The organism is Micromonospora sp. WMMD730 (genome assembly GCF_049178955.1).
Taxonomy (GTDB): Bacteria; Actinomycetota; Actinomycetes; order Mycobacteriales; family Micromonosporaceae; genus Micromonospora; species Micromonospora wenchangensis.
This window is the reverse complement of record NZ_JBMHML010000002.1, coordinates 2,955,579-2,981,379: the sequence shown is the minus strand read 5'-3', so window position 1 is coordinate 2,981,379 and position 25,801 is coordinate 2,955,579. Positions and strand designations below refer to the sequence as shown.

Annotated in this window: 24 protein-coding genes; 4 read left to right on the top strand and 20 right to left on the bottom strand. The window is 74.0% G+C overall.

Translation table 11 applies throughout. The annotated features are described in order from the left end of the window. Positions 1 to 95 precede the first annotated feature (95 nt). Together ACN265_RS13020 and ACN265_RS13015 are read right to left on the bottom strand one after the other, a co-directional pair. Complete coding sequence (locus ACN265_RS13020) at positions 96 to 938, bottom strand: M15 family metallopeptidase (RefSeq protein ID WP_421407693.1); 843 nt, start codon at positions 936 to 938, stop codon at positions 96 to 98. Further along, a complete protein-coding gene (locus tag ACN265_RS13015; RefSeq protein ID WP_421407692.1) occupies positions 935 to 2,167 on the bottom strand; it encodes a D-alanyl-D-alanine carboxypeptidase family protein in 1,233 nt (410 codons plus the stop codon). Before ACN265_RS13015 ends, ACN265_RS13020 begins: the two co-directional genes overlap by 4 nt. A gap of 158 nt (positions 2,168 to 2,325) precedes the next feature. Here ACN265_RS13015 and ACN265_RS13010 point away from each other — a divergent pair, with 158 nt between their 5' ends. Beyond that, complete coding sequence (locus ACN265_RS13010; RefSeq protein ID WP_421407690.1) at positions 2,326 to 2,556, top strand: hypothetical protein; 231 nt, start codon at positions 2,326 to 2,328, stop codon at positions 2,554 to 2,556. A gap of 79 nt (positions 2,557 to 2,635) precedes the next feature. Here the strand turns inward: ACN265_RS13010 and ACN265_RS13005 are convergent, their stop codons facing one another. After that, positions 2,636 to 3,415 carry a peptidylprolyl isomerase gene (locus ACN265_RS13005; RefSeq protein ID WP_307826461.1) on the bottom strand — a complete coding sequence of 260 codons (780 nt, stop codon included), beginning with the start codon at positions 3,413 to 3,415 and terminating at the stop codon, positions 2,636 to 2,638. Between the two features lie 153 nt (positions 3,416 to 3,568). After that, a complete protein-coding gene (locus ACN265_RS13000) occupies positions 3,569 to 4,819 on the bottom strand; it encodes a D-alanyl-D-alanine carboxypeptidase family protein (RefSeq protein ID WP_421407687.1) in 1,251 nt (416 codons plus the stop codon). A gap of 369 nt (positions 4,820 to 5,188) precedes the next feature. Here ACN265_RS13000 and ACN265_RS12995 point away from each other — a divergent pair, with 369 nt between their 5' ends. Beyond that, positions 5,189 to 6,391: a hypothetical protein gene (locus ACN265_RS12995; RefSeq protein ID WP_421407685.1), complete on the top strand. Its 1,203-nt coding sequence runs from the start codon at positions 5,189 to 5,191 to the stop codon at positions 6,389 to 6,391. A gap of 94 nt (positions 6,392 to 6,485) precedes the next feature. Here the strand turns inward: ACN265_RS12995 and ACN265_RS12990 are convergent, their stop codons facing one another. Further along, positions 6,486 to 7,196, bottom strand: a complete 711-nt coding sequence (locus ACN265_RS12990; protein WP_421407683.1) for a MerR family transcriptional regulator — start codon at positions 7,194 to 7,196, stop codon at positions 6,486 to 6,488. Positions 7,197 to 7,337: 141 nt separating this feature from the next. On the opposite strand from ACN265_RS12990, the gene ACN265_RS12985 reads away from it, so the two are divergent. Continuing rightward, complete coding sequence (locus tag ACN265_RS12985; RefSeq protein ID WP_421407681.1) at positions 7,338 to 9,614, top strand: ATP-binding cassette domain-containing protein; 2,277 nt, start codon at positions 7,338 to 7,340, stop codon at positions 9,612 to 9,614. Positions 9,615 to 9,667: 53 nt separating this feature from the next. On the opposite strand, the gene ACN265_RS12980 is transcribed toward ACN265_RS12985, so the two are convergent. From ACN265_RS12980 to ACN265_RS12950, 7 genes are all read right to left on the bottom strand, one after another. Then, positions 9,668 to 10,081, bottom strand: a complete 414-nt coding sequence (locus tag ACN265_RS12980; RefSeq protein WP_420115791.1) for a protein-tyrosine phosphatase family protein — start codon at positions 10,079 to 10,081, stop codon at positions 9,668 to 9,670. 334 nt (positions 10,082 to 10,415) lie between these two features. Then, a complete protein-coding gene (locus tag ACN265_RS12975) occupies positions 10,416 to 11,006 on the bottom strand; it encodes a hypothetical protein (protein WP_421411480.1) in 591 nt (196 codons plus the stop codon). 497 nt (positions 11,007 to 11,503) lie between these two features. After that, positions 11,504 to 11,815: a MazG-like family protein gene (locus tag ACN265_RS12970; RefSeq protein ID WP_204928638.1), complete on the bottom strand. Its 312-nt coding sequence runs from the start codon at positions 11,813 to 11,815 to the stop codon at positions 11,504 to 11,506. 124 nt (positions 11,816 to 11,939) lie between these two features. Continuing rightward, entirely contained in the window at positions 11,940 to 12,572 is a 633-nt protein-coding gene (locus ACN265_RS12965; RefSeq protein WP_420117920.1) for a hypothetical protein, read from the bottom strand. Between the two features lie 12 nt (positions 12,573 to 12,584). Then, a complete protein-coding gene (locus ACN265_RS12960) occupies positions 12,585 to 14,369 on the bottom strand; it encodes a DUF4012 domain-containing protein (RefSeq protein WP_421407680.1) in 1,785 nt (594 codons plus the stop codon). A 99-nt stretch (positions 14,370 to 14,468) separates the two neighbouring features. Next, entirely contained in the window at positions 14,469 to 15,698 is a 1,230-nt protein-coding gene (locus tag ACN265_RS12955; RefSeq protein ID WP_421407679.1) for a glycosyltransferase family 4 protein, read from the bottom strand. Between the two features lie 157 nt (positions 15,699 to 15,855). Then, positions 15,856 to 17,313 carry a polysaccharide biosynthesis tyrosine autokinase gene (locus tag ACN265_RS12950; protein ID WP_421407677.1) on the bottom strand — a complete coding sequence of 486 codons (1,458 nt, stop codon included), beginning with the start codon at positions 17,311 to 17,313 and terminating at the stop codon, positions 15,856 to 15,858. A 188-nt stretch (positions 17,314 to 17,501) separates the two neighbouring features. On the opposite strand from ACN265_RS12950, the gene ACN265_RS12945 reads away from it, so the two are divergent. Then, positions 17,502 to 19,379, top strand: coding sequence for a polysaccharide biosynthesis protein (locus tag ACN265_RS12945; RefSeq protein ID WP_204922860.1), 1,878 nt, complete (start codon positions 17,502 to 17,504; stop codon positions 19,377 to 19,379). 46 nt (positions 19,380 to 19,425) lie between these two features. Here the strand turns inward: ACN265_RS12945 and ACN265_RS12940 are convergent, their stop codons facing one another. The 8 genes from ACN265_RS12940 to egtA form a co-directional block, all read right to left on the bottom strand. Next, positions 19,426 to 19,629 (bottom strand): hypothetical protein, encoded by a 204-nt coding sequence (locus tag ACN265_RS12940; RefSeq protein WP_204922861.1) that lies wholly within the window; start codon positions 19,627 to 19,629, stop codon positions 19,426 to 19,428. Continuing rightward, complete coding sequence (locus ACN265_RS12935; RefSeq protein ID WP_421407674.1) at positions 19,626 to 19,985, bottom strand: hypothetical protein; 360 nt, start codon at positions 19,983 to 19,985, stop codon at positions 19,626 to 19,628. The genes ACN265_RS12940 and ACN265_RS12935 overlap by 4 nt, the downstream gene beginning before the upstream one ends. Next, positions 19,982 to 20,392 carry a DUF1622 domain-containing protein gene (locus ACN265_RS12930; RefSeq protein ID WP_421407672.1) on the bottom strand — a complete coding sequence of 137 codons (411 nt, stop codon included), beginning with the start codon at positions 20,390 to 20,392 and terminating at the stop codon, positions 19,982 to 19,984. The genes ACN265_RS12935 and ACN265_RS12930 overlap by 4 nt, the downstream gene beginning before the upstream one ends. Before the next feature lie 39 nt (positions 20,393 to 20,431). Beyond that, positions 20,432 to 21,019 (bottom strand): TMEM165/GDT1 family protein, encoded by a 588-nt coding sequence (locus ACN265_RS12925; RefSeq protein WP_204922864.1) that lies wholly within the window; start codon positions 21,017 to 21,019, stop codon positions 20,432 to 20,434. A gap of 382 nt (positions 21,020 to 21,401) precedes the next feature. Next, the gene (egtD, locus tag ACN265_RS12920; RefSeq protein ID WP_420116021.1) at positions 21,402 to 22,373 is read right to left on the bottom strand and encodes an L-histidine N(alpha)-methyltransferase; all 972 of its coding nucleotides are present in this window, start codon (positions 22,371 to 22,373) and stop codon (positions 21,402 to 21,404) included. A 40-nt stretch (positions 22,374 to 22,413) separates the two neighbouring features. Next, positions 22,414 to 23,175 carry an ergothioneine biosynthesis protein EgtC gene (gene egtC, locus ACN265_RS12915; protein ID WP_421407670.1) on the bottom strand — a complete coding sequence of 254 codons (762 nt, stop codon included), beginning with the start codon at positions 23,173 to 23,175 and terminating at the stop codon, positions 22,414 to 22,416. A 16-nt stretch (positions 23,176 to 23,191) separates the two neighbouring features. Then, complete coding sequence (gene egtB / locus ACN265_RS12910) at positions 23,192 to 24,529, bottom strand: ergothioneine biosynthesis protein EgtB (RefSeq protein ID WP_421407668.1); 1,338 nt, start codon at positions 24,527 to 24,529, stop codon at positions 23,192 to 23,194. Then, positions 24,526 to 25,761, bottom strand: a complete 1,236-nt coding sequence (gene egtA / locus ACN265_RS12905) for an ergothioneine biosynthesis glutamate--cysteine ligase EgtA (protein ID WP_421407667.1) — start codon at positions 25,759 to 25,761, stop codon at positions 24,526 to 24,528. The genes egtB and egtA overlap by 4 nt, the downstream gene beginning before the upstream one ends. Positions 25,762 to 25,801 lie beyond the last annotated feature (40 nt).

Here is a 25,801-nt window from a genome sequence, read left to right as displayed (position 1 = left end):
CCGTCGGGCAGCCTAGCGGCCTGCCGCCGCCGACCCACCGCAGTTACCCCGACCGGCGGTGGGCGGCCCGACGCCGGAGCCGGCGACCGGGCCGCTCAGCGGGGCAGGGACGCGCGGGCCACCGGGAAGTCGAAGTAGGTGTCGGGGTAGGGCTCGTCGGCGTACCGGTAGTGCCACCACTCCCGGTCGTAGTTGACGAAACCCTCCTCGGTCATCAGGCGTTCCAGCAGGCCCCGGTTGGTCCGGGCGGCACCGGTCACCCGGGGGTCGGCGGTGTGCGCGAGCGGGTCGAAGCAGTCGAATCCGGTGCCCATGTCGAGGGTGCCGTCGGCGAACCGCCGGTCGGCCGGGTCGGTGCAGGCCACCAGCGGCTGGCCCGGGGCGTACGAGGCGCGGGGCGGGGCCGGGCGGGGCTCCAGGGTCAGGTCGAGGGTGCTGCCCCGGCTGTGCGCGGTGGGCGCACCGAGGTAGCCGTCGGCGAACAGCCTCGACTTGGCCACCCGGGGATAGAACTCCGCCTTCGTCTGCTGCGCTGCGGGGTCCTTCGCCCAGCGGACGAACTCGTCGGCGGCGCGTTGCGGCCGGTAGCAGTCGTACACCCGCAGGCTCAGCCGTTGGGCGCGGGCGGCGGCCTGCACCCGGCGCAGCGCCTCGGCGGCGGGCCGGGTGAGCAGGCACAGCGGCTCGTCGTAGCCGTCCACCGGGCGGCCGACGAAGTTGTGCGGGCCGGCGTAGCGGATGTCGACGACGATGCTCGGGTCGACCTCGGACAGCAGCACCACGTCGGCGGGGGCGCGCGGCCCGCTCGGGGTGGGCATGGCGGCGCTCGGCACCGGCGCGGGCTGCGGCGGCCGGCCACAGCCCGGCGTCGCCAGCACCGCCGCCGCGACCAGCAACCGCAGCGGCAGCCACCGGGGGTGGTCCGCGCCGGCTCTCACCGTTGTCGGCGTCCGTGCTGGGGTCGGTGCCGCAGGGCGAGCAGCAGCCCGGCGAGCCCGGCCACGACGGCGGCCAGGGAGACCGCGAGCAGCGGACGCGACCAGGGGTGACCGTCCGGGTCGAGCCGGCCCGGTCCCCCGGCGGCGGCCAGTGCGGGCGGGGTGGCGGTGGCCGACGCGGACGGGCCGGCGGTCAGCTCGCCCGGGTTGACCAGCCGGCCGACCGCCGCGCCCCGGGGCACCCCGAACCCCCAGTCGAGCAGGGCCGCGCCCTGTTCCCAGCCCCGCCTGTCGAGCACCTCCGCGCCGAGCAGGGTGACCACCAGCCGCCGGCCGCCCCGCTCGGCGGCACCGACGTAGGTGTGCCGGGCCAGGTCCGTGTAGCCGGTCTTGCCGCCCAGCGCCCCCGGGTAGCGGTCGAGTAGCTGGTTGTCGTTCTGGATCGGGAACGCCTTCTCGCCGAGCGCCGGCTGGGCGGGGATCATCGTCTCCCGGGTGGTGTCGTAGCGGCGGAAGGTGGCGTCGGAGAAGCAGGCACGGGCGATCAGCGCCAGGTCGTACGCGCTGGTGAACTGGCCCGGCCCGTCCAGCCCGGACGCGGTCACCGCGTGGGTCTGCAACGCGCCGAGCTGCCGGGCGTGCTCGTTCATCGCCCGCAGCCCACCGGGCAGCCCGTCGGGGCCGCCGCCGAGGCGGGCCAGCGCGTTGGCCGCCTCGTTGCCGGACTTGAGTAGCAGGCCCAACCAGAGGGTCTCGATCCGGTACCGGCCGCCCTCGGCGAAGCCCACGGCGGAGCTGCCCGGCTCGATGTCGAGGTCGCCGGGGGTGAGGGTGACCGTCTGGCGGGGGTCGAGCTTCGGCAGCACGGTCGCGGCGAGCAGCAGCTTCTGCACGCTGGCCGGGGTGCCGTACTCGTGCGGGCCGCAGCCGCCGAGCACGTCGCCGCTGTCCAGGTCGGCGACCAGCCAGGAGGTGGCCGGCACGGCGGGCGGCCGGGGTGTCCCGGCCGGTCGGACCTGCCCCGTGGTGGCCAGGGCGGGGCCGCCGACCACGCGGGCGGCGGGGTCGGTGTGGGGCGGGACCGGTCGGGGTGGCCGGGACACGGCCGGCACCGGCGCGCACGGGCCGGTGGTGACCGCCCCGGCGGCGTCCGCCGCACCGGCGGGTGCGACGACCGGCGACAGCAGCAGGGCGGCGATGGCGGCGGCGGTACGTCCCCGAACTCTCACGCTGACGAAGGTAGTGACGCCCGCCCCGCCGGTCCGGCGATCCGGCGAAACCCACCCGGCGGGTGCGGACCGGCCGCTAGCATGTCGCCGGGCGGCGGGAGGTGTCGACGGGGGTGGATGGGGGTAGCGGAGGGTAGGCCCCGGTGAAGGAGGAGACCATGACCGACCCCCGTTACGCCCCGATCGGCCTCGCGGCCGGTGGTGACCTGGTCGACGTCGACGATGTCGACACCCGTCCCGTGGTGGGTGCCGACGACGCCCGCGCCGACGCCGCCCGTGCCGGCGCGGAGGTGGACCTGTCCGACGCCGCCCGCGACGGCGACGGCGTGCCGGCCGGCACGGCCGACGCGGACGCCGACCGGACCCGGGCGGCAGGCGAGCAGAGCTGACCGTCGGGTGGGGGCGGCTGACCGCCCCCACCCGGCGTCATCCCCCCGGCCGGCCCCGCGACGGGCCGGCCGGCGTCGTTCAGTGGCCCCGGATCGCGCGGTGGATCTGCACCGGCAGGGCCGGCGCGCCGTCCACCGGCGCGGGGTCCTCGGGGGTGGGCGCGATGCCACCGGCGGCGATCTTGTCCAGGGTGTTCAGCCCGGCCGCGTCGATGCTGCCGAAGACGGTGTAGTTGGGGCGCAGCGCCGAGTCCGACTGGACCAGGAAGAACTGGCTGCCGTTGGTGTCCGGCCCGGCGTTGGCCATGGCGAGCGTGCCCCGGGCGTAGAGCCGGCGCACCCCGGTGGGGTCGGTCGGCGCGGGCGGCAGGTCGGTGGGCAGCTCGTCGCGGTAGCGGTAGCCCGGCCCGCCCTCACCGGTGCCGGACGGGTCGCCGCACTGGAGCACCTGCAGCGTCGGGTACGCGGTCAGCCGGTGGCAGGGCGTCCAGTCGTAGAACCGGTGCTTCGCCAGGTGCAGGAAGCTCTGCACGGTGCACGGGGCCTGTTCGCGGTCCAGGGTCAGCCCGATCGGCCCCTGGCTGGTGCGCAGGGTGACCCGGACCGTGCCGTCGTCGGGCGTCCGACGCGGGTCGGGCGGCAGCGGCACCGGCCGGGCCGGCGGCTCGTCGGGCGTGGACGTGTACGCGCAGGGTCCCTTCGTGGTCCGGGCGGCGGTCGGCCCGTCGGCGGGCGCGGCGACGGCGGCGGTGCCACCGGCGACGACCAGCGCGGCCGAGGCCAGGGCCGCCCCGGCGAGGCGGGCCAGCCGGCCGTGGGGGCGCGACCCGGCGGCGGACGGTCGGGGTTCACTCGACACTGATGGTCCTCCTGGACTCGTGGTACCGGAGAGACGACGGGTACCGGAACGACCGGAGTCTATGGAGGCTCGCACCGGTTGTCGACGCCGGCCGATCCGGGCGGGTCGTGACCGTCGACGCGCGCCGGTGCTCCCCGGCGCAACGGGTCGCCGTCAGTCCCAGGCGACCCGCCGTCGGACCCGGCGGCGGGTCCGGCGCCGACGGCCGACCGCGAGCAGGACGGCCAGCAGGCCGACCAGCCCGGCCGCCCCGCCGACCACCGCCCCGCCGAGCCAGTGCGGTGCGCCCGCCGTCGGGCGGGAGGCGGCCGGCGCGGCGGCCACCGGGGCGGACGGTGGGGCCGACGGGCTGGCGGTGGTCAGCTCACCGGGCTCGACCAGTCGCCCCACCGAGGCGTCCCGGGGCAGGCCGAAGCCCCAGTCGAGCAGCCGCGCCCCCTGTTCCCAGCCGCGTACCGGGCGGGCCTCCGCCCCGAGCAGGGTCACCACCAGTCGTCGTCCACCGCGCTCGGCGGCCCCGACGTAGGTGTGCCGGGCGAGGTCGGTGAAGCCGGTCTTCCCGCCCAGCGCCCCCGGGTACCGGTAGATGAGCTGGTTCTCGTTCTGGATCTGGAAGCCGGGTTTGCGCAACGCCGGCTGGGCCGGGATCTGGGTGCGCTCGGTCAGGGCGTACCGGCGGAAGGTGGGGTCGGCGAAGCAGACCCGGGCGATCAGCGCCAGGTCGTACGCGCTGGTGAACTGGCCCGGACCGTCCAGCCCGGACGGGGTCACCGCGCGGGTCTGCAACGCCCCGAGCCGGCGTGCCTCGGCGTTCATCTCGCGGACCCCGGCGGCGGCGCTGCCCGCACCGAGGCGGGCCAGCAGGTTCGCCGCGTCGTTGCCGGACTGGAGCAGCAGGCCGAGCCAGACGGTCTCGACCGGGTATCGACCACGGTCGAGCAGGCCGACGGCGGAACTGCCCGGCTCGATGTCCAGGTCGGGGCGGGTGACCGTGACGACCTGCTTCGGGTTCAGCTTCGGCAGCATGGTGGCGGCCAGCAGCAGCTTCTGCACGCTGGCCGGGGTGCCGTACTCGTGCGGGCCGCAGCCGCCGAGCACCGCCCCGGTGTCCAGGTCGGCGACGAGCCACGAGGTCGCGGTGACCGGCGGCGGCGCGGGCGCACCGGGCGGCACGGTCAGCCCGGGGGTGGCCAGCGCCTCGCCCCCCACCCGCTGCTGCTCGGGCACGGCCGCGGGCGGTGTGGGCCGGGGCGGTCGGGTCACCTTCGGCGTCGGCAGCTTCGGGCACGGCACGACGGCGGCGGCCGACCCGGCGCGGGCCGCACCGCCCGCGGTGGCGGGGATGGCCGGCACACCGGTGAGGAGTACGGCCGCGACGCCGGCGGCCAGGACCCGGGCTCTCATGGTGAGGCACCCTACCGAGGCGGCAACCGGGTTCCCCAGGGGGCGCGACCGACCCGACGGGAATCCCTTTCGTCACCCTTGATCATCGATCAGTGACCGCTGGTAGCCGAAATCGCCTCCATCGAGCGCCGATGGAACCGCTCCCACCCCCACTGACCTGGGATTTCTTCATCAGTCACCGAGAGCGACCGGAAGCTCACGAGAATTCTTGAACGATCTTCTGCCGGTCCCCGTATCCATCGCCGCAAGGACGGATCGGGGCGGACGCCAATGCCGGGCGTCGGACATCCGGTCCGCCTTGACCCCAGCCACCGTCGGGCCACCGCACGCTACGCCGTCGCGACCCGCCGGAGATCAGAGGAGAGGTACATGGCCAGGCCAATGCGGAAGAATGCCGTCCTCAAGCTCGGCGGAGTGGGCGCCCTGGCGGTGCTGCTGCTGGGCGGCGGTCTGCAACTCGCCTCCGCCGGTGAGAACACCGGCAGCACCGCCGCGCAGACCGTCAACTGCCCGACGGTACGGGACAAGCTGCCGGCGGTCCCGGCGTCGGCTGCCGCCGGGGTGGAGCGGGAACTGACCAACCTGGACGAGGAGATCGCCCGGCAGAACGAGCGGCTGGCGAAGCAGGCGGCCAACCCGCAGGGCGGTGCGAACTTCATCAACAACGCCATCCTCGGCCCGCTGAAGAGCAAGCGGGTCGCGGTGCTGGACCGCATCGAGATCAACTTCAACCGGGCCGGCGCCCAGCGACCCAACCTGGACGCCCTGGCCACCTGCGGCCTGAACGCCCCGGGTGTGGCCAGCGCGCTGAACAGCTCCGTCAAGGCCGGCAACGCCGCCACCGGCGGGAACAACACCACTGCCGCCGCCCAGACGGTGAACTGCCCGACGCCGCAGATCCCCGCCGTACCGGCCCAGGCCGCCGCGAACGTCCAGGCCGAACTGGCCAACCTCGACAAGCAGATCAGCGAGGCCAACGCCCGCCTCGCCCAGCAGGCCGCCAACCCCCAGGGCGGCGCCAACTTCATCAACAACGCCATCCTCGGCCCCCTGGAGGACAAGCGCAAGGCCGCCCTCGACCGCATCGAGATCGCCTTCAACCGCGTCGGCGCACAGCGCCCCAACCTCGACAACTTCGCCGCCTGCGGGCTCAACGGCGCGGGTGCGGGCAACGCCGGCAACGGCAACGCGGGTGCCGGCAACGGCAACGGCAACGCCGGCAACGGGAACGGGAACGCCGGGAACGGGAACGGGAACGCGGGCAACGGCAACGCCGGTGCCGCCCGGACGGTGAACTGCCCGACGCCGCAGATCCCTGCCGTACCGGCCCAGGCCGCCGCGAACGTCCAGGCCGAACTGGCCAACCTCGACAAGCAGATCAGCGAGGCCAACGCCCGCCTCGCCCAGCAGGCCGCCAACCCCCAGGGCGGCGCCAACTTCATCAACAACGCCATCCTCGGCCCCCTGGAGGACAAGCGCAAGGCCGCCCTCGACCGCATCGAGATCGCCTTCAACCGCGTCGGCGCACAGCGCCCCAACCTCGACAACTTCGCCGCCTGCGGGCTGAACTGACCCCTTGCGCACCGACGGCCCGGCGGATGATCCGCCGGGCCGTCCGGCTGTGCACGGCCTCCGCAGCGCGTTGGGTGCCGCCCCGCCGTGCGGTTCAGGTGCCGGTCCCGTCCAGGTAGTCGTGCAGGGCGGCGGAGGCCCGCAGCCGGCGCAGGCTGCGCCGGTTCAGCTCCTGCTCCCGCCGGGCGAGTTCGGCCCGGACCCGGTCCGGCCGGCCGGTGCTGCGCAGCTCGTCGAGGACCGCCGTGATGATGTCGAACGGGTAGCCGCCCCGGCGCAGCAGCGCCACCACCTGCGCCGCCCGGCCCTCGGCCACGTCGTACACCCGGTAGCCGGTGCCCCGCTGCCGGTGCGGGCGGAGCAGGCCACGCTGTTCCCACAGGCGCAGCTGCGAGGTCCGCACACCCACCTGGACCGCCACCTCGCCGATCCGGGCGTCCCGGCGGGGCACGGCCGCCGCCCGGCTGCCCAGCACCGTCTCGAACGCGCCCAGCACCCGGGCGATCTCGGCCCGCTCGCGGTCCAGTTCGGCGTGCCCGGCGTCGAGCGCGGCGAGCGCCGCCGGCAGCTCACCCCGGTGCACGGCCGCCAGCACCTCCCGGGTACGCGCCCAGCCGTGCCCCTCGGCCATCCGACGGGCCACCGCCAGGGCCCGGACGTGGCGGTCGGTGAAGATCCGGTAGCCGCTCGGGGTGCGGTCGGTCGGCGGCAGCACCCCGTCGGCCAGATAGTTGCGTACCTGCTGGGTGGAGACGCCGGCGCTGGCCGCGACGTCGACCAGCCGCCACCGTCGCTCCCCTGTCACCGGGCCTCTCCCCACCGCTCGCGTTCCGGCCCACCCTAGTGGTTGCCACGTGGTTTGAGACTTCTCGCCATATAGCCGGGCCGTGGACGCGTGAGTTGCGGAGAAAGTCTCTACAGGAGCATGAATGAGAAAATCGAAGGTATGGAGCAACCAGCGCAGTCCGCCGCCGACCGCCACGACGTGATCGAGGTACGGGGCGCCCGGGAGAACAACCTCACCGGCGTCTCCGTCGACATACCCAAGCGACGGCTCACCGTCTTCACCGGCGTCTCCGGCTCGGGGAAGTCCTCCCTGGTGTTCGGCACCGTCGCCGCCGAGTCCCGCCGCCTGATCAACGAGACCTACAGTGCCTTCCTCCAGTCGTTCATGCCGAACCTGTCCCGCCCCGACGTCGACTCGCTGCGGAACCTGACCCCGGCGATCGTGGTCGACCAGGAACGGATGGGGGCGAACTCCCGCTCCACCGTCGGCACCGCGACCGACGCGTACGCGCTGCTGCGGATCCTGTTCAGCCGGCTCGGTGAGCCGCACGCCGGCGGAGCCGGGGCGTTCAGCTTCAACCTCGCCGAGGGCATGTGCCCGACCTGCGAAGGGCTGGGCCGGGTCTCCGACCCCGACGTGTCGGCGATGGTGGACGTGGAACGCTCGCTCAACGACGGGGCGATCCTGGTGCCGAACTTCGCCGTGGACTCCTGGTACTGGCAGACCATCGTCGGGTCCGGCCTGTTCGACCCGGACGTGAAGCTCCAGGATTTCACCCCGCAGCAGTGGGAGGACTTCCTGCACAAGCCGGCCACGAAGATCAAGGTCGGCGCCAACAGCTGGACGTACGAGGGGCTGGTGGTGAAGGTCCGCCGGCTCTACCTGGCCAAGGACCGGGAGTCCATGCAGGCGCACATCCGCGCCTTCGTGGACCGGGCGGTCGCCTTCGCCACCTGCGCCGCCTGCGGCGGGGCCCGGCTCAACGCGGCGGCACTGTCCTCGCGGATCGCCGGCCGCACCATCGCCGAGTGCGCGGCCATGCAGATCAGCGACCTGGCCGAGTTCGTCGGCGGGATCGACGCACCGTCGGTGGCCCCGCTGGTGGCCGACCTGCGCGACACCCTGGACTCGATGGTGGAGATCGGCCTGGGCTACCTCAGCCTGGACCGGGAGTCCGGCACCCTGTCCGGTGGCGAGGCGCAGCGGGTGAAGATGGTCCGCCACCTCGGGTCCAGCCTCTCCGACGTGACGTACGTCTTCGACGAGCCGACGGTGGGGCTGCACCCGCACGACATCGCCCGGATGAACGGCCTGCTGCAGCGGCTGCGCGACAAGGGCAACACGGTGCTGGTCGTCGAGCACAAGCCGGAGACGATCGCGATCGCCGACCACGTCGTCGACCTGGGTCCGGGCGCGGGCACGGCCGGCGGGCGGATCTGCTACACCGGCGACGTCGCCGGGCTGCGCCGCTCCGACACGCTGACCGGCCGGCACCTCGACCACCGGGTCACCCTGCGGACGGCGTTCCGCCGACCCACCGGCCACCTGGCGATCCGGGGAGCCGACCTGCACAACCTGCGCGACGTCGACGTCGACCTGCCGCTGGGGGTGCTCACCGTCGTCACCGGGGTGGCCGGCTCGGGCAAGAGCTCACTGATCCACGGATCGCTGCCCCGCCGCGACGGCGTCGTGGTGGTCGACCAGTCCCCCATCCGGGGTTCCCGGCGCAGCAACCCGGCGACCTGGACGGGCCTGCTCGACCCGATCCGCACCGCGTTCGCCCGTGCCAACGGGGTGAAGGCCGCACTGTTCAGCGCCAACTCCGAGGGCGCCTGCCCGACCTGTAAGGGGATCGGGCTGGTCTACACCGACCTGGCGACGATGGCGGCCGTCGCCAGCGTCTGCGAGGCGTGCGAGGGACGGCGGTACACCCCCGAGGTGCTGGCCTACACGCTGCGCGGCCGCAACATCAGCGAGGTGCTCGGCATGTCGGTGACCGAGGCCCGGGAGTTCTTCCCGTCCGGCCCGGCCCGGGTGGTGCTGGACCGGCTGACCGAGGTGGGCCTCGGCTACCTGACCCTGGGGCAGCCGCTGACCACCCTGTCCGGCGGGGAACGCCAACGGCTCAAGCTGGCCGTGCACATGGCCGAGAAGGCGGCCACCTACGTCCTGGACGAGCCGACCACCGGCCTGCACCTGGCCGACGTGGACCAACTGCTCGCCCTGCTGGACCGGCTGGTCGACGCCGGCAACACCGTGATCGTCATCGAGCACCACCAGGCGGTGATGGCGCACGCGGACTGGATCGTCGACCTGGGTCCCGGTGCCGGCCACGACGGCGGCCGGATCGTCTTCACCGGCACCCCCGCCGACCTGGTCGCCCACGGTGACACCCTCACCGCCCGACACCTGCGCGAGTACGTCGCCCCCCGCTGAGCGGGGCCGCTCCCCCGTCGGCGGCGGGCCACCGGCGGGGGCGGGCGGCAGGGTCAGTGGTCGGGGAGCCGCCGCAGCCAGGCGCGCTGCCAGGGGGTCTCGACGGCCTTCGGATGGTAGCGGTCACGGACCCACCGGACGGCGTCGCGGGCCGGCACCCCGTCGAGGATCGCCAGGGCGGCGAGGGTGGTGCCGGTCCGGCCGATCCCGCCCCGGCAGGCCGCCTCCACCCGGTCGCCGGCGTGGGCGCGGCGCAGCGCCTCACGGAAGGCGTCCAGGGCGTCGACCCGGTCGGTCGGCAACCAGAAGTCGGGCCACCGGATGCGCCGGTGCGCCCAGGCGGGCGTCGGGCCCGGGGCCAGGATCAGGGCGAAGTCGGCCGGGGACACCGCATCGGCCACCCGCCGCCCGCGCACGGTCGCGCCGCTGGGCAGGGTGACCACTCCGGCCGTGCTGGACCAGTCCACCCCGTGATTCTGCCCGCTGGGCGCACAGCGCGCCGCCCCCGACCCTGACGGGTCGGGGGCGGCGCGTGTCGATGTGCGGGTCGCCTCTCGGCGCGTGGCGCGACGCGGCTCCAGCCGAACGGAACTCCGCGAGGGCATTTCAGGTGAGGCCCGGGGACACCGAACACACCGACACCCCGCACAACGCGGCACCCCACCTACTCCTTCCCCACCCTCCAGTGACCCCCGTCACCATCGATCCGCCGGCAGTCACCGAACCATCCACAGAGCACCGGTGGAGACACGCCGATGGCCGGCACCCCGGGTGGGGTGCCGGCCATCGTGTCGTACGGGGTCAGCTGTTCCAGTGCTTGGCGACGAGGTCGGCGGCCTGCTGTTCCCACTGGGCGTAGTGGTCGGGGTAGGCGGAGACCTGGACGGTCTGGGCGGCCTTGGTCAGGGGCATGTCCTGCCAGCCGTCGACCTGCTTGAGGCCCTTGAGGAAGGCCAGGGTGGCGTATTCGGGGTCGGTGATCTGCTCGACGGTGCCCCAGCCGCTGGAGGGGCGCTGCTGGAACAGGCCCTGCGAGTCGTGGTCGTTGCGGTCGCCGAGGTGACCGAGGTTCTCCAGCTTCGACTCCTGCAGGCTGGTCGCGATCGACACCACCGCGGCCCGTTCGTCCATGCCGGCCTTCTTCGTCGCCGCGATGATCGCCTTGGCGTTGCCGGTCTGCTCGTCGTTCAGGTCGATGCGGGACTGGGTGCCCTGCACGCCGTGCGGGATCAGCTTGGCCTTGTCCACGGCCGGCTTGTCGGCCTGGACGGTGGCGACGGGGCGGGTGTCGATGGTGGGGGTGTCGTGGTTGAGCGGGCCGGCGGCCAGACCACCGGCGACGGCGAGACCGGCGATGCCGAGGACGCTCTTACGCAGGATGGTGGTGTTCATGATGGTGGTGTTCATGGGGGAAGCTCCTTCGGGGGTAGACGCCCCGTCCGGCCCGTGGAGGGCTGGGTGTGCCCGTGGGGGACGGGCAGCGTAGGGGCGTGGGCACCACGTCGGGGGCGCTCATCTGGGTGGAAAGTCTGTGGGGGGTTCCCGGCCGGGGCCTGCCGCGTGGGGCGGTGGCCGCTCGTGCCGGGGTCAGGTGTAACGACCGGGGGTCCGGGGTCATTCCCGCCGGGGGTGCGGGGTCGGCCGGGGGCTGCTGCGGTCGTACCGGGGTGTAACGACCGTCGGTGCCGGGTCATTCCACCGGCGGCCGGGGCGTCGGACGGCCCGGGGGTGCTGCTGCGGTCGTACGCAGGGTGTAACGCCGGGGGCGGGGTGGGGATTCCGGCCCGGGGGTGCCGCCGGTCACGGCGACCGGGGTCGGACCGGGCGATACCGGACAACCGTCGCACCGGCACCGGGGGCCGTACCGCCCACCCGGGACGGCCGGGTCGTCACGGGGTGATCCGGGACTCGACCTTCGCGGCGCAGGCGGTCACCACCGACCGGGCGTCCAGGCCCAAACTCTCGATGGCGACCAGGGCGGTGAAGACCACGTCGGCCAGTTCGGCGGCCACCTCCGCACGGGTGTGGGTGACCCCCTTGCGGGGGTTCTGGCCGAGCACGCCGATCCAGGCGCCGGCCGCCTCCCCGGCCTCCTCGCTGAGCTTGAGGATGCGGCAGGTCAGCTCGGTCTGGTCGGTGCCGTTGGTGGCGTCCAGCCAGGCGCGGGCGGCGCGGGCCGCGTTCCAGATCACCTCGTCCACCCGCCCAGTGAACCGGACGGGGGTGACGATCCGCGCCCGGGGGCCCTCGGCGGCGTACCGGCAACGGTCGGTGCCCGCCGGACCGCAAGGTCCGACGGGCACCGGGTACCGCAGGGGTTCCGGGTCAGCGGGTCATGCCGAACCGGTGGCGACGCCGCCAGCCGAACGCGGTGAGCATCAGCACCACACCGGCGCCGACCAGCCCGCCACCGACCTTCAGCGGCGTGCTCAGGTTGTCACCGGTCACCGGCAGGTGCGGGTGCGGCTTCTTCTTCGGCAGCACGGTGATCGTCGTGCTGGCCGTACGCCCAGAGGTGCGCCCGGTCGCCGTGAAGGTGATCCGTCCGACGTCGCTCGGCCGGTAGCTCACGGTGAAGTTGCCGTTCGCGTCCGTCTGCGCCGTGAAGTGCCGCGGCGCGGGCTGCGGCTGCGAGTAGTCCACCTTCACCATGGCGACGGTGGTGCCGTCGCTGCGTCGGGCCGGCGCCTGCCCCGGCACGGCCGCGGCGAGGGGCACCACGGTGACGTCGATGTCGACGATCTCGTTCGGCCCGAAGCCGGTGCCGGTGAGCACCACCGTCTCGCCGAGGAAGATGGTCGTCGGGTTGGCCGTCAGCGAGGGCGTGACGGGCGGGTACGGTGGCGGCTGCGGCGTGCTGTCGGCGGGTGGCTGCGGCTGAGCAGCCCCCGCGGCGGTCGGCACGGCCACGATGGCCAGACCGACCGTCAGCGCCATGAGAATGCGGGATAGCCGCATGATGGTCTCCTCCTACTGTTTGCAGCTAGGTGCGGGAACTACTTGGGTGGTCCATGGGGTGGCGGTCGGTGTGTGCCAGAGTTCGGCGGTGCCGGTGGTGTTCCTGCCGGTCAGCAGGTCCACGTCGAGGGTCCGGGTGGCGCCGGGAGCGACGTCGACGGTGGCGATGACCACCTGCCGGCGACGTTCGATCCCGCTGCCCAGCGGGGTCGGTTTTCCGTCGACCCGGGCGCTGAGCACCGTGCCGCCCGCCGGGCTGTAGACGGAGATCAGGGTCCGGGCCGTGTACGGGTCGCCGGCCATGCCGAGGCCGAGCACCGACTTGGCCAGACCCGAGTCGGGGGCCGAGGAGTGCAGGGTGAAGCGCAGCTTGAGCTGCCGCCGCCCCTCGTCGGCGCAGTCGCCGGTGGTGAGGGTCGCCGTCGGCCGTAGGTAGTAGCCGAGCTTCGCGCCGCTGCCGTCGTTGAGGAAGACCCCGACGGTCGGGGTGGCCTCCTGTTCGGGGAGCGCACCGGCGAGCCGGGTGTCGGCGAACGTCCGCTGTTCCGTGGATCGGGCACTCCAGAACAGTATCCGTCTTTCCGTGATGGAGCGGTCCAAAGCCGACAAAAGCACTCTTGGGTTGACCTTCTTCGTGAGGAAGGCGTCGAACACGGCGGAGGCCGAGGCGGCGAAGAAGGCGTCCTGCCCGGTGTCGTCGCGGCCCTGGTAGGCGTCGCTGAGCAGGGTGCGCACCACCTGGTTGCTGACCAGGGTGGCGTCGCCGGGCACCTGCACCGGGCCGGTGGCCTGGAGCAGGTAGGACAGCATCACCGGGTCGACGGTCAGCACCCCGTCGACGGTCACCCCGCTGTGCCGCCGGTACATCTCCCGGTAGAGCTTCGCCGCGGCGGGAAAGTTCGGGCTCAGGTTGACGTCGGCCGGGTAGATGCCCGGCAGGTCGGTGTAGAGCCGACGCACCTCCTCGTCCACCCGCAGCGCCGGGGTGAACCGCCCGAACTGGGCGCTGGTGCCCTGCTCGCGCATCCGGATCCGCCCGTCGTCGGCGTGGATCACCGCGTACGCGCCGAACATGCCGCCGGTCGCGCGCAGCTCGGCGAGGTTCTGCGAGAGCAACAGGTAGTTGCGTGGTCCGTCCGCGCCGAGCAGGGCGGGCAGCACCCGGGCACCGCGGTCGGCCGCTCCGGTCAGTCCGGCCAGCCGGTCGATCTCCCCCCGCAGCTCGGTCAACGCCGTACCGAGCTGGCTGACCAGGTCCTCGGCGGGTACCGCGTCGAGGCCGGCCCGGGACCTGCGCACCGCGGCGTCGGCGGCGGTCAGGTCCGCCGAGGCGGCCCGCAGTCGGGCCAGGTCCAGCCGCCCCTCGGTCGGCACCAGCGTGGTCAGGTCGGTGCGCAGCAGCGCCGGGAACGCCTCCCGGGCCAGGTCGTCGATGGCCACCGCGATGGTCCGGACGGCCGCGACGTCGTCCCCGGCGTACGGGGCGTGCCGGGCGAGCGCCCACCCGGGGTCCCCGGTGGCGGTCCGGGCGGCCCCGGCCTGCTCCTGCAACGCCGCCAGGGTGCGCTGGGCCCGGTCGAGGTCGCCGCCGAGCACCTGGGTGCTCAGCTCCCGGGCGAGCCCGGCCGCGTTGACCAGGTGGGCGCGCGCCTGCCAGCCACGGAACCCCACCCAGCCGGCGGCACCGAACAGCACCGACCCGACGACCAGGCAGACCAGCAGGGCCCGACGGACCCGTCGCCGGGTCCGCCGCCGCAGTCTCCGTCGGCCGCTGCGCGACCTACCGCTCTCCGCCACCCGCTGCTCCGCTCTCCCTTTCGGGCGATATGACCGTTCATGAGCTTTGTAGCACGACAAATACCACTGTCAGGCTTTTACCGAATTTTCGTACTTGGATTAGTTCGCGCGGTATTGCCCGGTGGTCACCCGGGGGGACGCCACGTCCCGCAGCAGCGACTCGATCCGGTCCACCCCGGCCCGCAGCGACATCTCCCGCAGGTAGGTCTCCCGCCCCCGCCGCCCCATCTCCGCCCGCGCGGGCGGTGGGATCGTGCTGGCCAGCCAGAACCGGTCGGCCAGCGCGGCCCAGTCCTCGGGCGGGCAGGACAGGCCGGCCCGGGCCCGCTCCACCAGTGCAGCGGTGTCGCCCCCGGCCGAGGCCACCAGCGGGGCGGCACAGGCCAGCGCGGACTGCACCTTGCTCGGCACCGTCCCGTTCAGTTCCGGCAGATCCCGCAGGGTCACCAGCTGGTAGTCGGCGGCGGCGTACAGCTCGGGCATCTCCCCCGGCGACCGCCGGTCGAGGAACCGCACGTTGCCGGCCCCGAGTTCGCCGGCCAGGCCCCGCACCCGCCGCTCCTGCGCCCCGGAGCCGACCAGCACCAGATCCATCCGGTCGTGCAGCGCCGCGGCCGCCCGGACCGCCGTCTCCAGGCCCTGCCGTTCGCCGATTGTGCCGGCGTGCATGACGACGCAGCGCGCGTCCCCACGGACCAGCGCCTGGGCGGCCCGGCCGGCGCGCACCGGTTGGAAGATCCGCTCGTCGGTCCAGTTGGGCACGGTACGCACCCGGTCCCCGGCGACCCCGTCGGCGAGCACCAGGTCCCGCATCGAGGGGGCGGTGACCGCCACCGCGTCGGCCGCCCGCAGCACCCGGCGCATCGTGGTGGTGATCCGGCCGGGCCGCTGCGGGTCGGTCGCGACCTCCCCGGTCCAGAGATCCTGCACGTGCAGCACGGTGGGCACCCGGCCGAGCAGCCGCAGCAGCCCGGCGGCGGCGAAGCTGGTCGCGGGGAACTGGAAGACGTAGAGCACGTCGATGCCGGCCAGGTACCGCCGTCCGGCGAGCGCCGCGCTGCCGGCGAAGGAGAGGTAGCCGGCCATCCGGGCGGTGGGCGAGGCGTCGCCGCCCGCATAGCGGGGCACCCGGCGTACGGTCAACCGCTCGCTGTGGGTCACGTGCCGCCAGCGCTGCCGCCACCCGGGATAGACGTGGCCGCCGGGATAGTCCGGGAAACCGGTCAGCACCCGCACCTCGTGTCCGCGCCGGGCCAGCTCCTCGGCGAGGCTGCCGGGGATGAACGCCGGTTCCGGCGGGAAGTGGTACGACAGGATTCCCACCCTCATCGCCGCGCTCCCCTCCGCGTACCGTCGGCGGGTCGTCGACCGACGCGGTCGAAGGCCGGGGGGCGACGGCGCACCGCCGCCCCCGACCCGCGGGCCGCCGTCGCCGCCCCGCCCGTGGCGGGCAGGGCGGGACGGACGGACGGACCCGCGGCGGCACTCATCGCGGCAGCCGGGTGAGTTCCTGCGTCCGGTCGCTGGCCGGGTGCAGCCCCTGCTCGTCGCGGTGGGCGGCGGTGGCGCGGTCGGCCGGCACCGATGCCGGCGACGCGGTGGCGATCCGGTACGCCTCGTACTGGTAGGCGTCCGCGCGGGCCACCTTGGCCATGTTGAGCACACACCCGAGCAGCCGCACCGACACGGAGTGCAGGGACCGGGCCGCCGCGGCGGCCTGGGCGCGCGAGGTGCGCCCCTGCTGGGTGACCAGCAACGCGCCGTCGGCCTGCACGGCCACCACCACGCCGTCGGTGACGGCCAGCAGGGGCGCGGTGTCGATCACCACGATGTCGGCGGACTCGCGCAGCGACAGGAGCAGGTCGGCCATCGACTTGGACCCCAGCAGCTCGCTCGGGTTCGGCGGGGTCGAGCCGCTGGGCAGCACCAGCAGGGACTTGTCGCCCCAGCGCTGCACCACGTCACCGACCTGGACGTCGCCGACGAGCACGTCGGTGAGCCCGACGCCGCCGTCGACGCCGAGATAGTCGGCGACCTTCGGGCGGCGCAGGTCGGCGTCGACCAGCAGCACCCGCCAGCCCGCCTCGGCCAGCGCGATCGCCAGGTTGCAGGACAGGGTGGTCTTCCCCTCCCCCTGCAACGCGCTGGTCACCGCGATCACCCGGGCCGGCTCGTGCACGTCCACGAAGCGCAGGTTGGTCCGCAGCTTGCGGACCGCCTCCGCACGGGCCGACGTCGCCGCCTCACCGACGATCAGCGGCGCCGCCTTGGCGCCCTGGTCGAACGGGATGTCGCCGAGCAGTGGGCTGCCGGTGGCGCGTTGCAGGCCGGCGGCGTCACGCAGCCGTACGTCGACCATGCCGCGCAGCACGGCGAGCGCCACGCCGAGCAGGAGCCCGACCAGGACGCCGAGGGCGAGGTTGCGGTTGGGCTGCGGGGAGACCGGGCTGGCGCTGACCCGGGGGCCGCCCACCACCTCGATCCGGGTCGGTCCGGCCTTGCCGTCCGACGTGGTCTCGATCTTCTTGACCAGCTCGACGAACTTGGCCGACAGGGCCTCGGTGACCTTCATGGCCCGGGTCTGGTCGGTGTCGGTGACGCTGGCCCGCAGCAGCACGGTGCCCGGTTCGGTGGAGGTGGCGACCCGGCGCTGGATGTCGTCGGCGGTGAGGCCGAGGCCGGAGTCGGCGACCACGGCCTGCGCCAGGCGGTCGCTGCGCAGCAGGTCGGCATACGACTTCACCCGCTGCTGGAGGAAGAGTTCGCCCTGGTAGGCGTTGCTCACGCCCTGGTTGGGGGCGGTGACGAAGAAGGTCACCGAGGCCACGTAACGGGGCGCCGTGCGGACCGTGACCAGCGCCGCCGAGCCGACCGTCAGCATCAGCGTGACCAGGACGATCCACCAGTGTCGGCGGACCAGGCGCAGGCAGGTGCGGACGTCCATCACGCCCTCCGTTCCGGCGGAACGGCCAGCTGGTGAAAAAGCACGAAGTCTCCCTAGGTTCCCATAACGCCGTGAGAGTATCTAAACGCAGCGAGTAGCCCTTTAAGTTGCAAAAACAACGTATACGATGCAAACCGCTTGCCAGTGCCGAATCCTCGCAATCACGGAACAAAACGCAGAGGACGCCAATGAACCACGTAGACCCCCGGCCCGACGACGACCCCAGCCAGCGGCGCGACTGGGTCACGCGACGCGCGAAGGCCCTGTCCTTGCTAACGCTCGACACCGCCTCCTGGTGCGCAGGTTTCCTGGTCGCCTCCTGGGCCCGGTACGAGTTCGGCATCACCCCCCGGCAGTGCGCCCTGGCCCTCGGCGCCGCCGGCGTGTGCGCGGTCATCCACGCGGCGCTCGAACAGGTCCGGTTCACCGCCCGGGGCCGACACCCGGTCGGCAGCGTCGGCGAGGCCCGCGACCTGGGCGGGACGGTCGTGCTGGCCGCCGCCGTGGCGCTGGCCGCGCTGCTGCCGATGGCCGAACGACCCATCCCGGCCAGCGTGCCGATCCTCGGCGCCGCCGTGGCGTTGCTGCTGATGGGGACCGGCCGGGTCACCTACCGGTGGCGACGCGACCGCGACGCCCGGCCCGCCCGCTCGGCCGACCGGACCCTGATCTACGGGGTCGACGCCGCCAGCGAACGCCTCGTCCGGGTGCTGCTCGGCGACCCGACCAGCGGATACCTGCCGGTGGGGCTGCTCGACGACGACCCCGAACGGCAGGGGCTGCGGGTGGCCGGGCTCCGGGTGCTCGGCGGCCGGGAGCAACTGATCCAGGCCGTCCGCGCCACCCGGGCCGGCACGGTGATCTTCTCGATCAACGGCTCGGACGCCGAACTGATGCGCGACGTCCGCAGCCGCACCCTGCAGGCCGGCGCCGCGTTCAAGGTGCTGCCGCCCGTACGCGAGCTGCTGGACCGCCCGGTCACCGCGCACGCCGTCCGCGACCTGCAACTCACCGACCTGCTCGGACGGGCCCAGCGGGTGGCCGAACTACCCGTCGAGCGCAACGGGCTCGCCGGACGCCGGGTGCTGGTCACCGGCGCGGGCGGCTCGATCGGCTCGGAGCTGTGCCGGCAGATCGCCCGCTGCGACCCCGGCGAGCTGATGATGCTCGACCGGGACGAGTCGGCGCTGCACGCGCTGCAGATGTCCCTGCACGGCCGGGCGCTGCTGGACGGGCCGGAACTGATCCTCGCCGACCTGCGCGACGCCGACGGGATCGCCCGGATCATCGCCGAACGGCGGCCCGACATCGTCTTCCACGCCGCCGCCCTCAAACACCTAACCCTGTTGCAGCGGCACCCGGGCGAGGCGGTCAAGACCAACGTCCAGGGCACCCTCAACGTGCTGGAGGCATGCCGCGACGTCGCCGAGTTCGTGAACATCTCCACCGACAAGGCGGCCAACCCGATCAGCGTCCTCGGCTACTCCAAGCGGATCACCGAGCGGCTGACCGCGCACTACGCCGAGCGGTACGGCGGGGCGTTCCTCAGCGTCCGCTTCGGCAACGTGCTCAGCAGCCGGGGTTCGGTGCTCACCGCGTTCCAGGCCCAGGTCCGGGCCGGGCTGCCGATCACCGTGACCCACCCGGACGTGACCCGGTACTTCATGACCGTGCAGGAGGCGGTGCACCTGGTGCTCCAGGCCGCCGTCGTCGGCCGGGGCGGGGAGGCGCTGGTGCTGGACATGGGCGAGCCGGTACGCATCGCCGAGGTGGCCCAGCGGCTGGCCGCCGAGGCGGCCCAGCCGCCCGAGATCGTCTACACCGGCCTGCGCCCCGGGGAGAAGCTGCACGAGGACCTGTTCGGCGTCGACGAGATCGACAGCCGGCCGCTGCACCCGCTCATCTCCCACGTCCGGGTCCCCGCGCTCGACCCGGCGGACCTGGCCGGGCTCGACCCGTACGGCGAGCCGGAAGAGCTGGTCAAACGGCTCGCGGCCTGCTGCGACGACCGCCTCGTCCGGGTCGACGACACCGCCCGGCTGTCCACCCTGCCGTCACCACGCTGAACCCACCGTCCGCCCGGCGTACCGCCGGGCGGACGGTGGTGAGCGCTCAGCGGTGCCGGCCCGCGTCGTCGTCCCGCCCGTCCGGTTCGGTCTCCTCCAGCGCCTCGGTGACCGACCCGGTCAGGTCGTCACCCGGCACCGCGACCGCCTCGGCCCGGTCCTGCTCGTCGGGGCGGCCACCGGGTGGGGGCTGCGGCGCGGTGGCCCCGCCCGCGAAACCGTACTCGTTCGGCTCGTCGTGCCGGCTCATAGGGGAATCCTTCCCGTCACGTTCGGTTCGTGCCCTGCTGGCCCCCGGTGGGGGTGTGCTCGGCTTACCCACGTCCGGGGGTCGGTAGTCGGCGGCGCGGTGGGTGGGGGCGCGGTGGACGCCGCCGCATTCAGCCCGGCGGAGAGCAGGTGACGCAGCACCACGACCGCCGCCGCCGTCGCCAGCGCCGACCAGCTCCGGCCGCCGGCCAGCCGGAGCAGGCCCGCGGCGACCAGCAGGTCGAGCAGGACCCGCAGGGCGGTCCGCCAGGACCGGGTGGTCAGCAGCGCCACCGCGCCGACGCCGAGGGCGAGTGCGCTCACCCCGGTGGCCAGCAGCACCGCGACCCCGGTCATCGGGACGGCCCGCCACCGTCCCCGGCCGGGACCGGCTGCCGCTCGGGGTGCGCCCGGTCACCGGCGTCCACCTGCCGCTTCTCCTGAGCGATCTCCCGGCGCAGGACGACGTTCAGCGCGGTCCGGATGGTGGCGATCGCCGCCAGCTGACCGAGCTGGGCGAAGGTCGGCGACACCGCGGTCCGCAGGATGTCCGCCGCCAGCTGGAACTCCAGGCCGAGGGTGAGGAACCGGCCGAGGGAGAGCCGGATCGGGGTGAACACGGCGGCGCTGCGGTGCCGCAGCCCCTCGACCACGAACCGCAGCGCCGCCCAGAGCGCGCCGACGACGATGACGGTCGCGCCGATGGTCTCCACGACCCCCACCACGACCGCGTCGCCGTGGTGCAACAGCTCTTCCAGGCTCACCGGGTGGCGTTACCCGCCCGCACCCCGGCTAGTCGACGGTCAGGACAGCTCGCGCACCGCCTCCAGGATCAGCCACAGGCCGCAGATGGCGAAGAGCACCGCCGCGCCGTACCGGATGGTCCGCTCCGGCAGGTGCCGGCCGAGCAGCCGGCCGACCAGGATGGCCAACGCGTCGGCGGCCACCATGCCCAGCGTCGAGCCGAGCCAGGTGCCGAACCAGCCGTACTTGGTGGCCAGGGTGATGGTGGCGAGCATCGTCTTGTCGCCCAGCTCGGCCAGGAAGAACGCGACACCGACGGCGAAGATGGCGGACTTGCCGGTCTTCTCCGCCTTGCGCTTCTCCTCCTCGGTGAGCTTGTCGCCGCGCAGCGTCCAGACGCCGAAGCCGAGGAACGCCAGGCCGGCGACCAGCGAGATCCACCCGGTGGGCAGCGCCGCGTTCAGGCCGACGCCGATCGCCACCGAGGCCAGGTGCACGATCGCGGTGGCGACGGTGATGCCGATCAGCACCGGGACCGTCTTGAACCGGGTGGCGAACGTGAGCGCCATGAGCTGGGACTTGTCCCCCAGCTCGGCGACGAAGATGACGCCGAAGCTGACGACCAGCGCGACGAGGAAACCGTCCATGAGGAACCTTCCCGATCAGGCCGGGAGGAGGTGACGGGGCGACCTCGACCCGGCTGTGTTGACAGCCAGAGTCGAAGGTCTCGCCCGCCCCACCGCTGGTGGGGCCGCGTGGCCGGGTGCGGAACGCACCAGTGTGTCGACCACGACATTGGGGGCTACTCCCCTTCGCGCCTGCCAGCCTAACCGAACGGCCCGACCGGCCGGTGCGCCGGGTGCGCCAGGTCACCCCGGGGGGTGCCCGTCAACGTCCCGACGCACCGGGCCGGCGGTGTCGTCACCGGCGGTTCCGCCCCGGCCGACCGGCCGCCGGCAGTCCCGGTGGCGGTCGGGCCGGCGGCGGACCGGCCGGCAGCGGACCGTGGCGCTCCGGCCCGGTCGGCGGTCAGGCGGCGCGGGCCAGGGTGACCCCGAACAGGCCGTCCGGGTCGGTCCAGAACTCCGTCGGCAGGAATCCGGCCGCCGTCAGCTCCGCGCCGATCCCCGCCGGCCGGAACTTCGCCGACACCTCCGTACGCAGCTCCTCGTCGGCGGCGAACCCGACGGTCAGGTCGAGCGCGTCGACGCGGACCCGCATCGGGCGTCGGGCCCGCAGCCGCATCTCGATCCACTCCTGCGCCGGGTCCCAGTGGGCGACGTGGGCGAACGCGTCCGGGTCGAAGTCGGCGTCGAGCTCCCGGTTGATCACCCGCAGCACGTTGCGGTTGAACTCGGCGGTGACCCCGGCCGCGTCGTCGTACGCCGGCACGATCACCGCCGGGTCCTTGACCAGGTCGGTGCCGACGAGCAGGTGGTCGCCCGGCTCCAGGGCGGCGCGCATGGCGGCCAGGAAGTCGGCCCGCTCGGCCGGCACCAGGTTGCCGATGGTGCCGCCCAGGAAGACCACCAACCGACGACCACCGGTCGGCAGGCGGTCCAGTTGCCGGGTGAAGTCCCCGACGATGCCGCGCACCCGCAGCGCCGGATAGTCCGTGGCGATCTGCACGGTGGACTGCCGCAGCGCGCTCACCGACACGTCCAGCGGCACGAAGGTGCCCAGCCCGCCGTGCCGGGTGAAGGCGTCCAACAACAGCCGGGTCTTCTCCGACGAACCGGAGCCCAACTCGATCAGGGTCTTCGCCCCGGTCGCCGCCGCGATGTCGGGCGCCCGTTCGGCCAGCACCGCCCGTTCCGCCCGGGTCGGGTAGTACTCCGGCAGCCGGGTGATCTCCTCGAACAACTCGCTGCCCCGGGCGTCGTAGAACCACTTCGGGGGCAGCCACTTGGGGTCGGCGGCCAGCCCGGTCCGCACGTCGGACCGCAGCGCCCGGTCGAGGTCCTGTTCCTCCAGGTAGATCTCCAGCGGTTCCGCGCTCATGTCGTCCTCTCCTGCACCGAAAACGTCCTGTTCCGTCCGGTCAATCCAGCTCGCCGACGTGCACGCCGTCCGGTCCCGCCCGGACCCACCGCCGGTCGGGCACCTCCCGCCAGCCGGGCGCGTCGTCCACCGGCTCGGAGGCCAGCAGCGCCGTACCGTCGTCGGCGCGCACCGACAACGCGTGCCCCCACACGCTCGCCACCACCGACACGCCGTCGGTGAGCAGCAGGTTCAGCCGTGACCCCGGGGCCGCGGCGGCGACCTCCCGGACGGTCGCGGTGACCGCCTCGGTCGGCGACGCGCCGGCCCGCAGCCGGTGCCGGACCAGCGCCCACAGCAGCGCCGAGTCGGTCGGCGCGTCGAGGGTGAGCAGGTCCCGCACCGGCAGGCCGCCGGCCGCTCCGACGACCGAGTCCGGCCAGCCACGCACCACCCCGTTGTGGCTGAACAACCACCGCCCCCCGGCGAACGGCGCGGCGGCGCTCTCCTGCACCGGCATGCCCACCGTGCCGGAACGCACCGCCGCCAGCACCGCGCCGGAGCAGGTCACCGCCGCCAGCTCGGGCAGCGTCGGGTCGGACCAGATCGGGCCGGCCCGGCGGTACCGCACCGGGGCCCCGCCGCGACCGTCGTCCCCGCCCGTGCCGGGATACCAGCCGACGCCGAAGCCGTCGACGTTGACCGTGCCGCCGCCGCGCATGTCCCGGGGGGCCCAGGACTGCCGGACCAGCGAGTGCGGCGGGTCGTACAGCAGCGACCGCAGGGTCACCGGGGGGCCGAGGTACGCCAGGTGCCGGCACATCAGGCGACACCGCCTCTCACCCGTGGGCCTCCTCGGGCCGGGCGTCACGGGCGCAGCGGAAGCCGCTGAAGATCTGCCGCCGGATCGGGTGGTCCCAGTTGCGGAAGGTGCCCCGGCAGGCCGCCCGGTCGGTGCCGAACGAGCCGCCACGCAGCACCCGGTAGTCGCCGCCGAAGAACACCTCCGAATACTCCCGGTAGGGGAAGACGGCGAAGCCGGGATGCCCGTGGAAGGGGCTCGCCGTCCACTCCCAGACGTCGCCGATGAGCTGGTGCACGCCGAGCGGCGAGGCGCCCGCCGGATAGGCCCCGACCGGTGCCGGCCACAGGTGCCGCTGTCCCAGGTTGGCGTGCTCGGCGGTCGGCTCGTCGTCACCCCACGGCCAGCGCCGGGAGCGCCCGGTCGCCGGGTCCCAGCGGGCCGCCTTCTCCCACTCCGCCTCGGTCGGCAGCCGCTTGCCGGCCCACCGCGCGTACGCCTGCGCCTCGTGCCAGCAGACATGTACCACCGGCTCGTCGTCGCGTACCGGCGCCCACCGGCCGAACCGCTGGTACGCCCAGCCGTCGCCGTCACGTCGCCAGTGCATCGGCGCGCTCAGCCCGGCCTCGGTGCGGTGCCGCCAGCCGGCCGCGCTCCACCAGCGCGGGTCGTCGTACCCGCCGTCGGCGAGGAACTCCCGGTACGCGCCGTTGGTGACCGGCGCGGCGTCGATGACGTACGCGGGCAGGTCGACGGTGTGCGCCGGGCGTTCGTTGTCCAGCGCCCACGGGTCGGTCGAGGTGCCCATGGTGAACGGCCCCGCCGGCACCAGCACCTCGGCGGCGCCCCGGGCCCGGGGCTCGGGGGGTGGGGGCGCGTCGAGCGCCGCTGGCCCGGAGCGTAGCTGGTGGGTGGCGAGCATGGTCTCGTCGTGCTGCTGCTCGTGCTGCACGATCATGCCGAAGACGAAGCCGTCGGCAACCAGCGGCCGCTCGGAGAACCGGACCCCGTCGAGCAGGTCGTGCACCTTGTCCCGCACGGTCGCCACATAGGCCCGCGCCTCGGTCGGGGGCAGCAGCGGCAGGGAGGGGCGGTCCTTACGGGGCTGTTTGAACGCGTCGTACAGGTCGTCGATGTCGCGCCGCACCGGCTCCCGCCCACCGACGTCCCGGACCAGCCACAGTTCCTCCTGGTTGCCCACGTGGGCGAGGTCCCAGACCAGCGGGGACATCAGTGTCGAGTGCTGCCGGACCAGGTCGTCGTCGTCGACCGCGCTGGTCAACGCGTCGGTGCGGGCTCGGGTCCGGGCCAGTTCGGCGGCGATCCGGCTGCGCAACGCCTCGGGCTGCGCGCCCGGTTGCTCGGTGGTGGTCACCGGTCTCCCCTCTGCGCTGCGGCGATCCGTCGGCGGATCCCGCGGTCGATCTCGTCGTGGGTGTCGGTCGGCAGGTCGAGCGTCGGCAGCGTCTCCCGGGCCAGGTCGAGCAGGGCCACGGCCGCCGTGGCCAGGGCCGGGTCGGCCAGCCCGTACCGGGCGGCGGTGCGCCAGCGGTCGGCCACCGGCGCGGCGATCGTCCGGGCCGCCCGGACCGTCCGCTCGTCGCCCAGCAGCGCGGTCAGCACGACCAGTGGGAGCGTCCAGTCCCGGCCGGGTTGGGCGTCGAGGTAGCGGACCTCCAGGTAGCCGCGCGGGCGTACCGGTGGGAAGAGGGTGCTGACGTGGTATTCCAGGTCGTCGGTGGTGGGTGGGTCGGGCAGTGCCCCGGCTATCCAGTCGGCGAACGTGACCCCGCGCGGGGGTGTCCAGTCCGGGCCGTCGTGACGCAGACAGAGCAGGGGCGCGGCGAGGACGTACTGCGTCCAGGCGGCGACCGGGTCCCGGTCCGGCTGGTGCGCCGACCAGACCGGGCCGGTGCGGGCCGGGTCGATGTCCAGCCAGGCGGCCATCCGGGCGGACGCCCAGCCGGTGGGCCGCCCGGCGTGCCGGTCGGCGGTGGCGAAGGCCGCCACCAGTGGTGGCCCGACCGCGTGCACCGCCGCCCAGCGCTCGGCCAGGCCGGCGGCCGGGCCGACGTCGAGGCAGACCTGGAGGCCGGCGGTGCTGTACATCATGGTCTGCCCGGCCGGGCCGCGCCGGTCGAAGACGCAGCGCATGGCGCGGTAGCGCGGGGTGTCGACCACCGGGCGGGGGGCCCGCCACGGGTCGATGCCGGTCTGCCCGCGCACCAGGCCGGCACGGGCGAGCAGGGCGTCGAGTTCGTCGATGTCGGCCTGGGTGGCCGAGACGAGCGCGGCGACCGAGGATCGCGGCGCGGTGGACAACTCCACCTGACCGCCCGGCTCGACGGTCACGGCGCTGCCGTGCCGCAGGGGGCGGGCCGGGCTGGTGTCGTCCAGGGTGGAGGGGCTGTGTGGCCCGAGTGCCGCTCGGAGCCGCGCCCGGTCCAGTGGCCGGGCGGGGTCGGCGACGTCGTGGACGGTCCATTCCAGTTCGACGCCGGTGAGGGTGGGTGGGCCGGTCTTGAAGCAGATGCGGGCCAGGTGCCCGGCCGCCCCGGCGACCTCGCCGAGCACGGTCGACCGGTCCAGCCCGGGCGACGTCACCACGAGACGGTTTCCTCCCGACGAAGGGTCCGACCATGCCGGT

What these genes read in the sequence shown, in the direction of transcription:
- egtC (WP_421407670.1), bottom strand. Translation starts at nt 23,175, where the DNA reads ATGTGCCGGCACCTGGCGTACCTCGGCCCCCCGGTGACCCTGCGGTCG.
- ACN265_RS12945 (WP_204922860.1), top strand. Translation starts at nt 17,502, where the DNA reads ATGAACCACGTAGACCCCCGGCCCGACGACGACCCCAGCCAGCGGCGC.
- ACN265_RS12965 (WP_420117920.1), bottom strand. Translation starts at nt 12,572, where the DNA reads ATGCGGCTATCCCGCATTCTCATGGCGCTGACGGTCGGTCTGGCCATC.
- egtD (WP_420116021.1), bottom strand. Translation starts at nt 22,373, where the DNA reads ATGAGCGCGGAACCGCTGGAGATCTACCTGGAGGAACAGGACCTCGAC.
- ACN265_RS12925 (WP_204922864.1), bottom strand. Translation starts at nt 21,019, where the DNA reads ATGGACGGTTTCCTCGTCGCGCTGGTCGTCAGCTTCGGCGTCATCTTC.
- ACN265_RS12995 (WP_421407685.1), top strand. Translation starts at nt 5,189, where the DNA reads ATGGCCAGGCCAATGCGGAAGAATGCCGTCCTCAAGCTCGGCGGAGTG.
- ACN265_RS12975 (WP_421411480.1), bottom strand. Translation starts at nt 11,006, where the DNA reads ATGAACACCACCATCCTGCGTAAGAGCGTCCTCGGCATCGCCGGTCTC.
- ACN265_RS12950 (WP_421407677.1), bottom strand. Translation starts at nt 17,313, where the DNA reads ATGGACGTCCGCACCTGCCTGCGCCTGGTCCGCCGACACTGGTGGATC.
- ACN265_RS12935 (WP_421407674.1), bottom strand. Translation starts at nt 19,985, where the DNA reads ATGACCGGGGTCGCGGTGCTGCTGGCCACCGGGGTGAGCGCACTCGCC.
- ACN265_RS13010 (WP_421407690.1), top strand. Translation starts at nt 2,326, where the DNA reads ATGACCGACCCCCGTTACGCCCCGATCGGCCTCGCGGCCGGTGGTGAC.
- ACN265_RS12940 (WP_204922861.1), bottom strand. Translation starts at nt 19,629, where the DNA reads ATGAGCCGGCACGACGAGCCGAACGAGTACGGTTTCGCGGGCGGGGCC.
- ACN265_RS12955 (WP_421407679.1), bottom strand. Translation starts at nt 15,698, where the DNA reads ATGAGGGTGGGAATCCTGTCGTACCACTTCCCGCCGGAACCGGCGTTC.
- ACN265_RS13000 (WP_421407687.1), bottom strand. Translation starts at nt 4,819, where the DNA reads ATGAGAGCCCGGGTCCTGGCCGCCGGCGTCGCGGCCGTACTCCTCACC.
- ACN265_RS12985 (WP_421407681.1), top strand. Translation starts at nt 7,338, where the DNA reads ATGGAGCAACCAGCGCAGTCCGCCGCCGACCGCCACGACGTGATCGAG.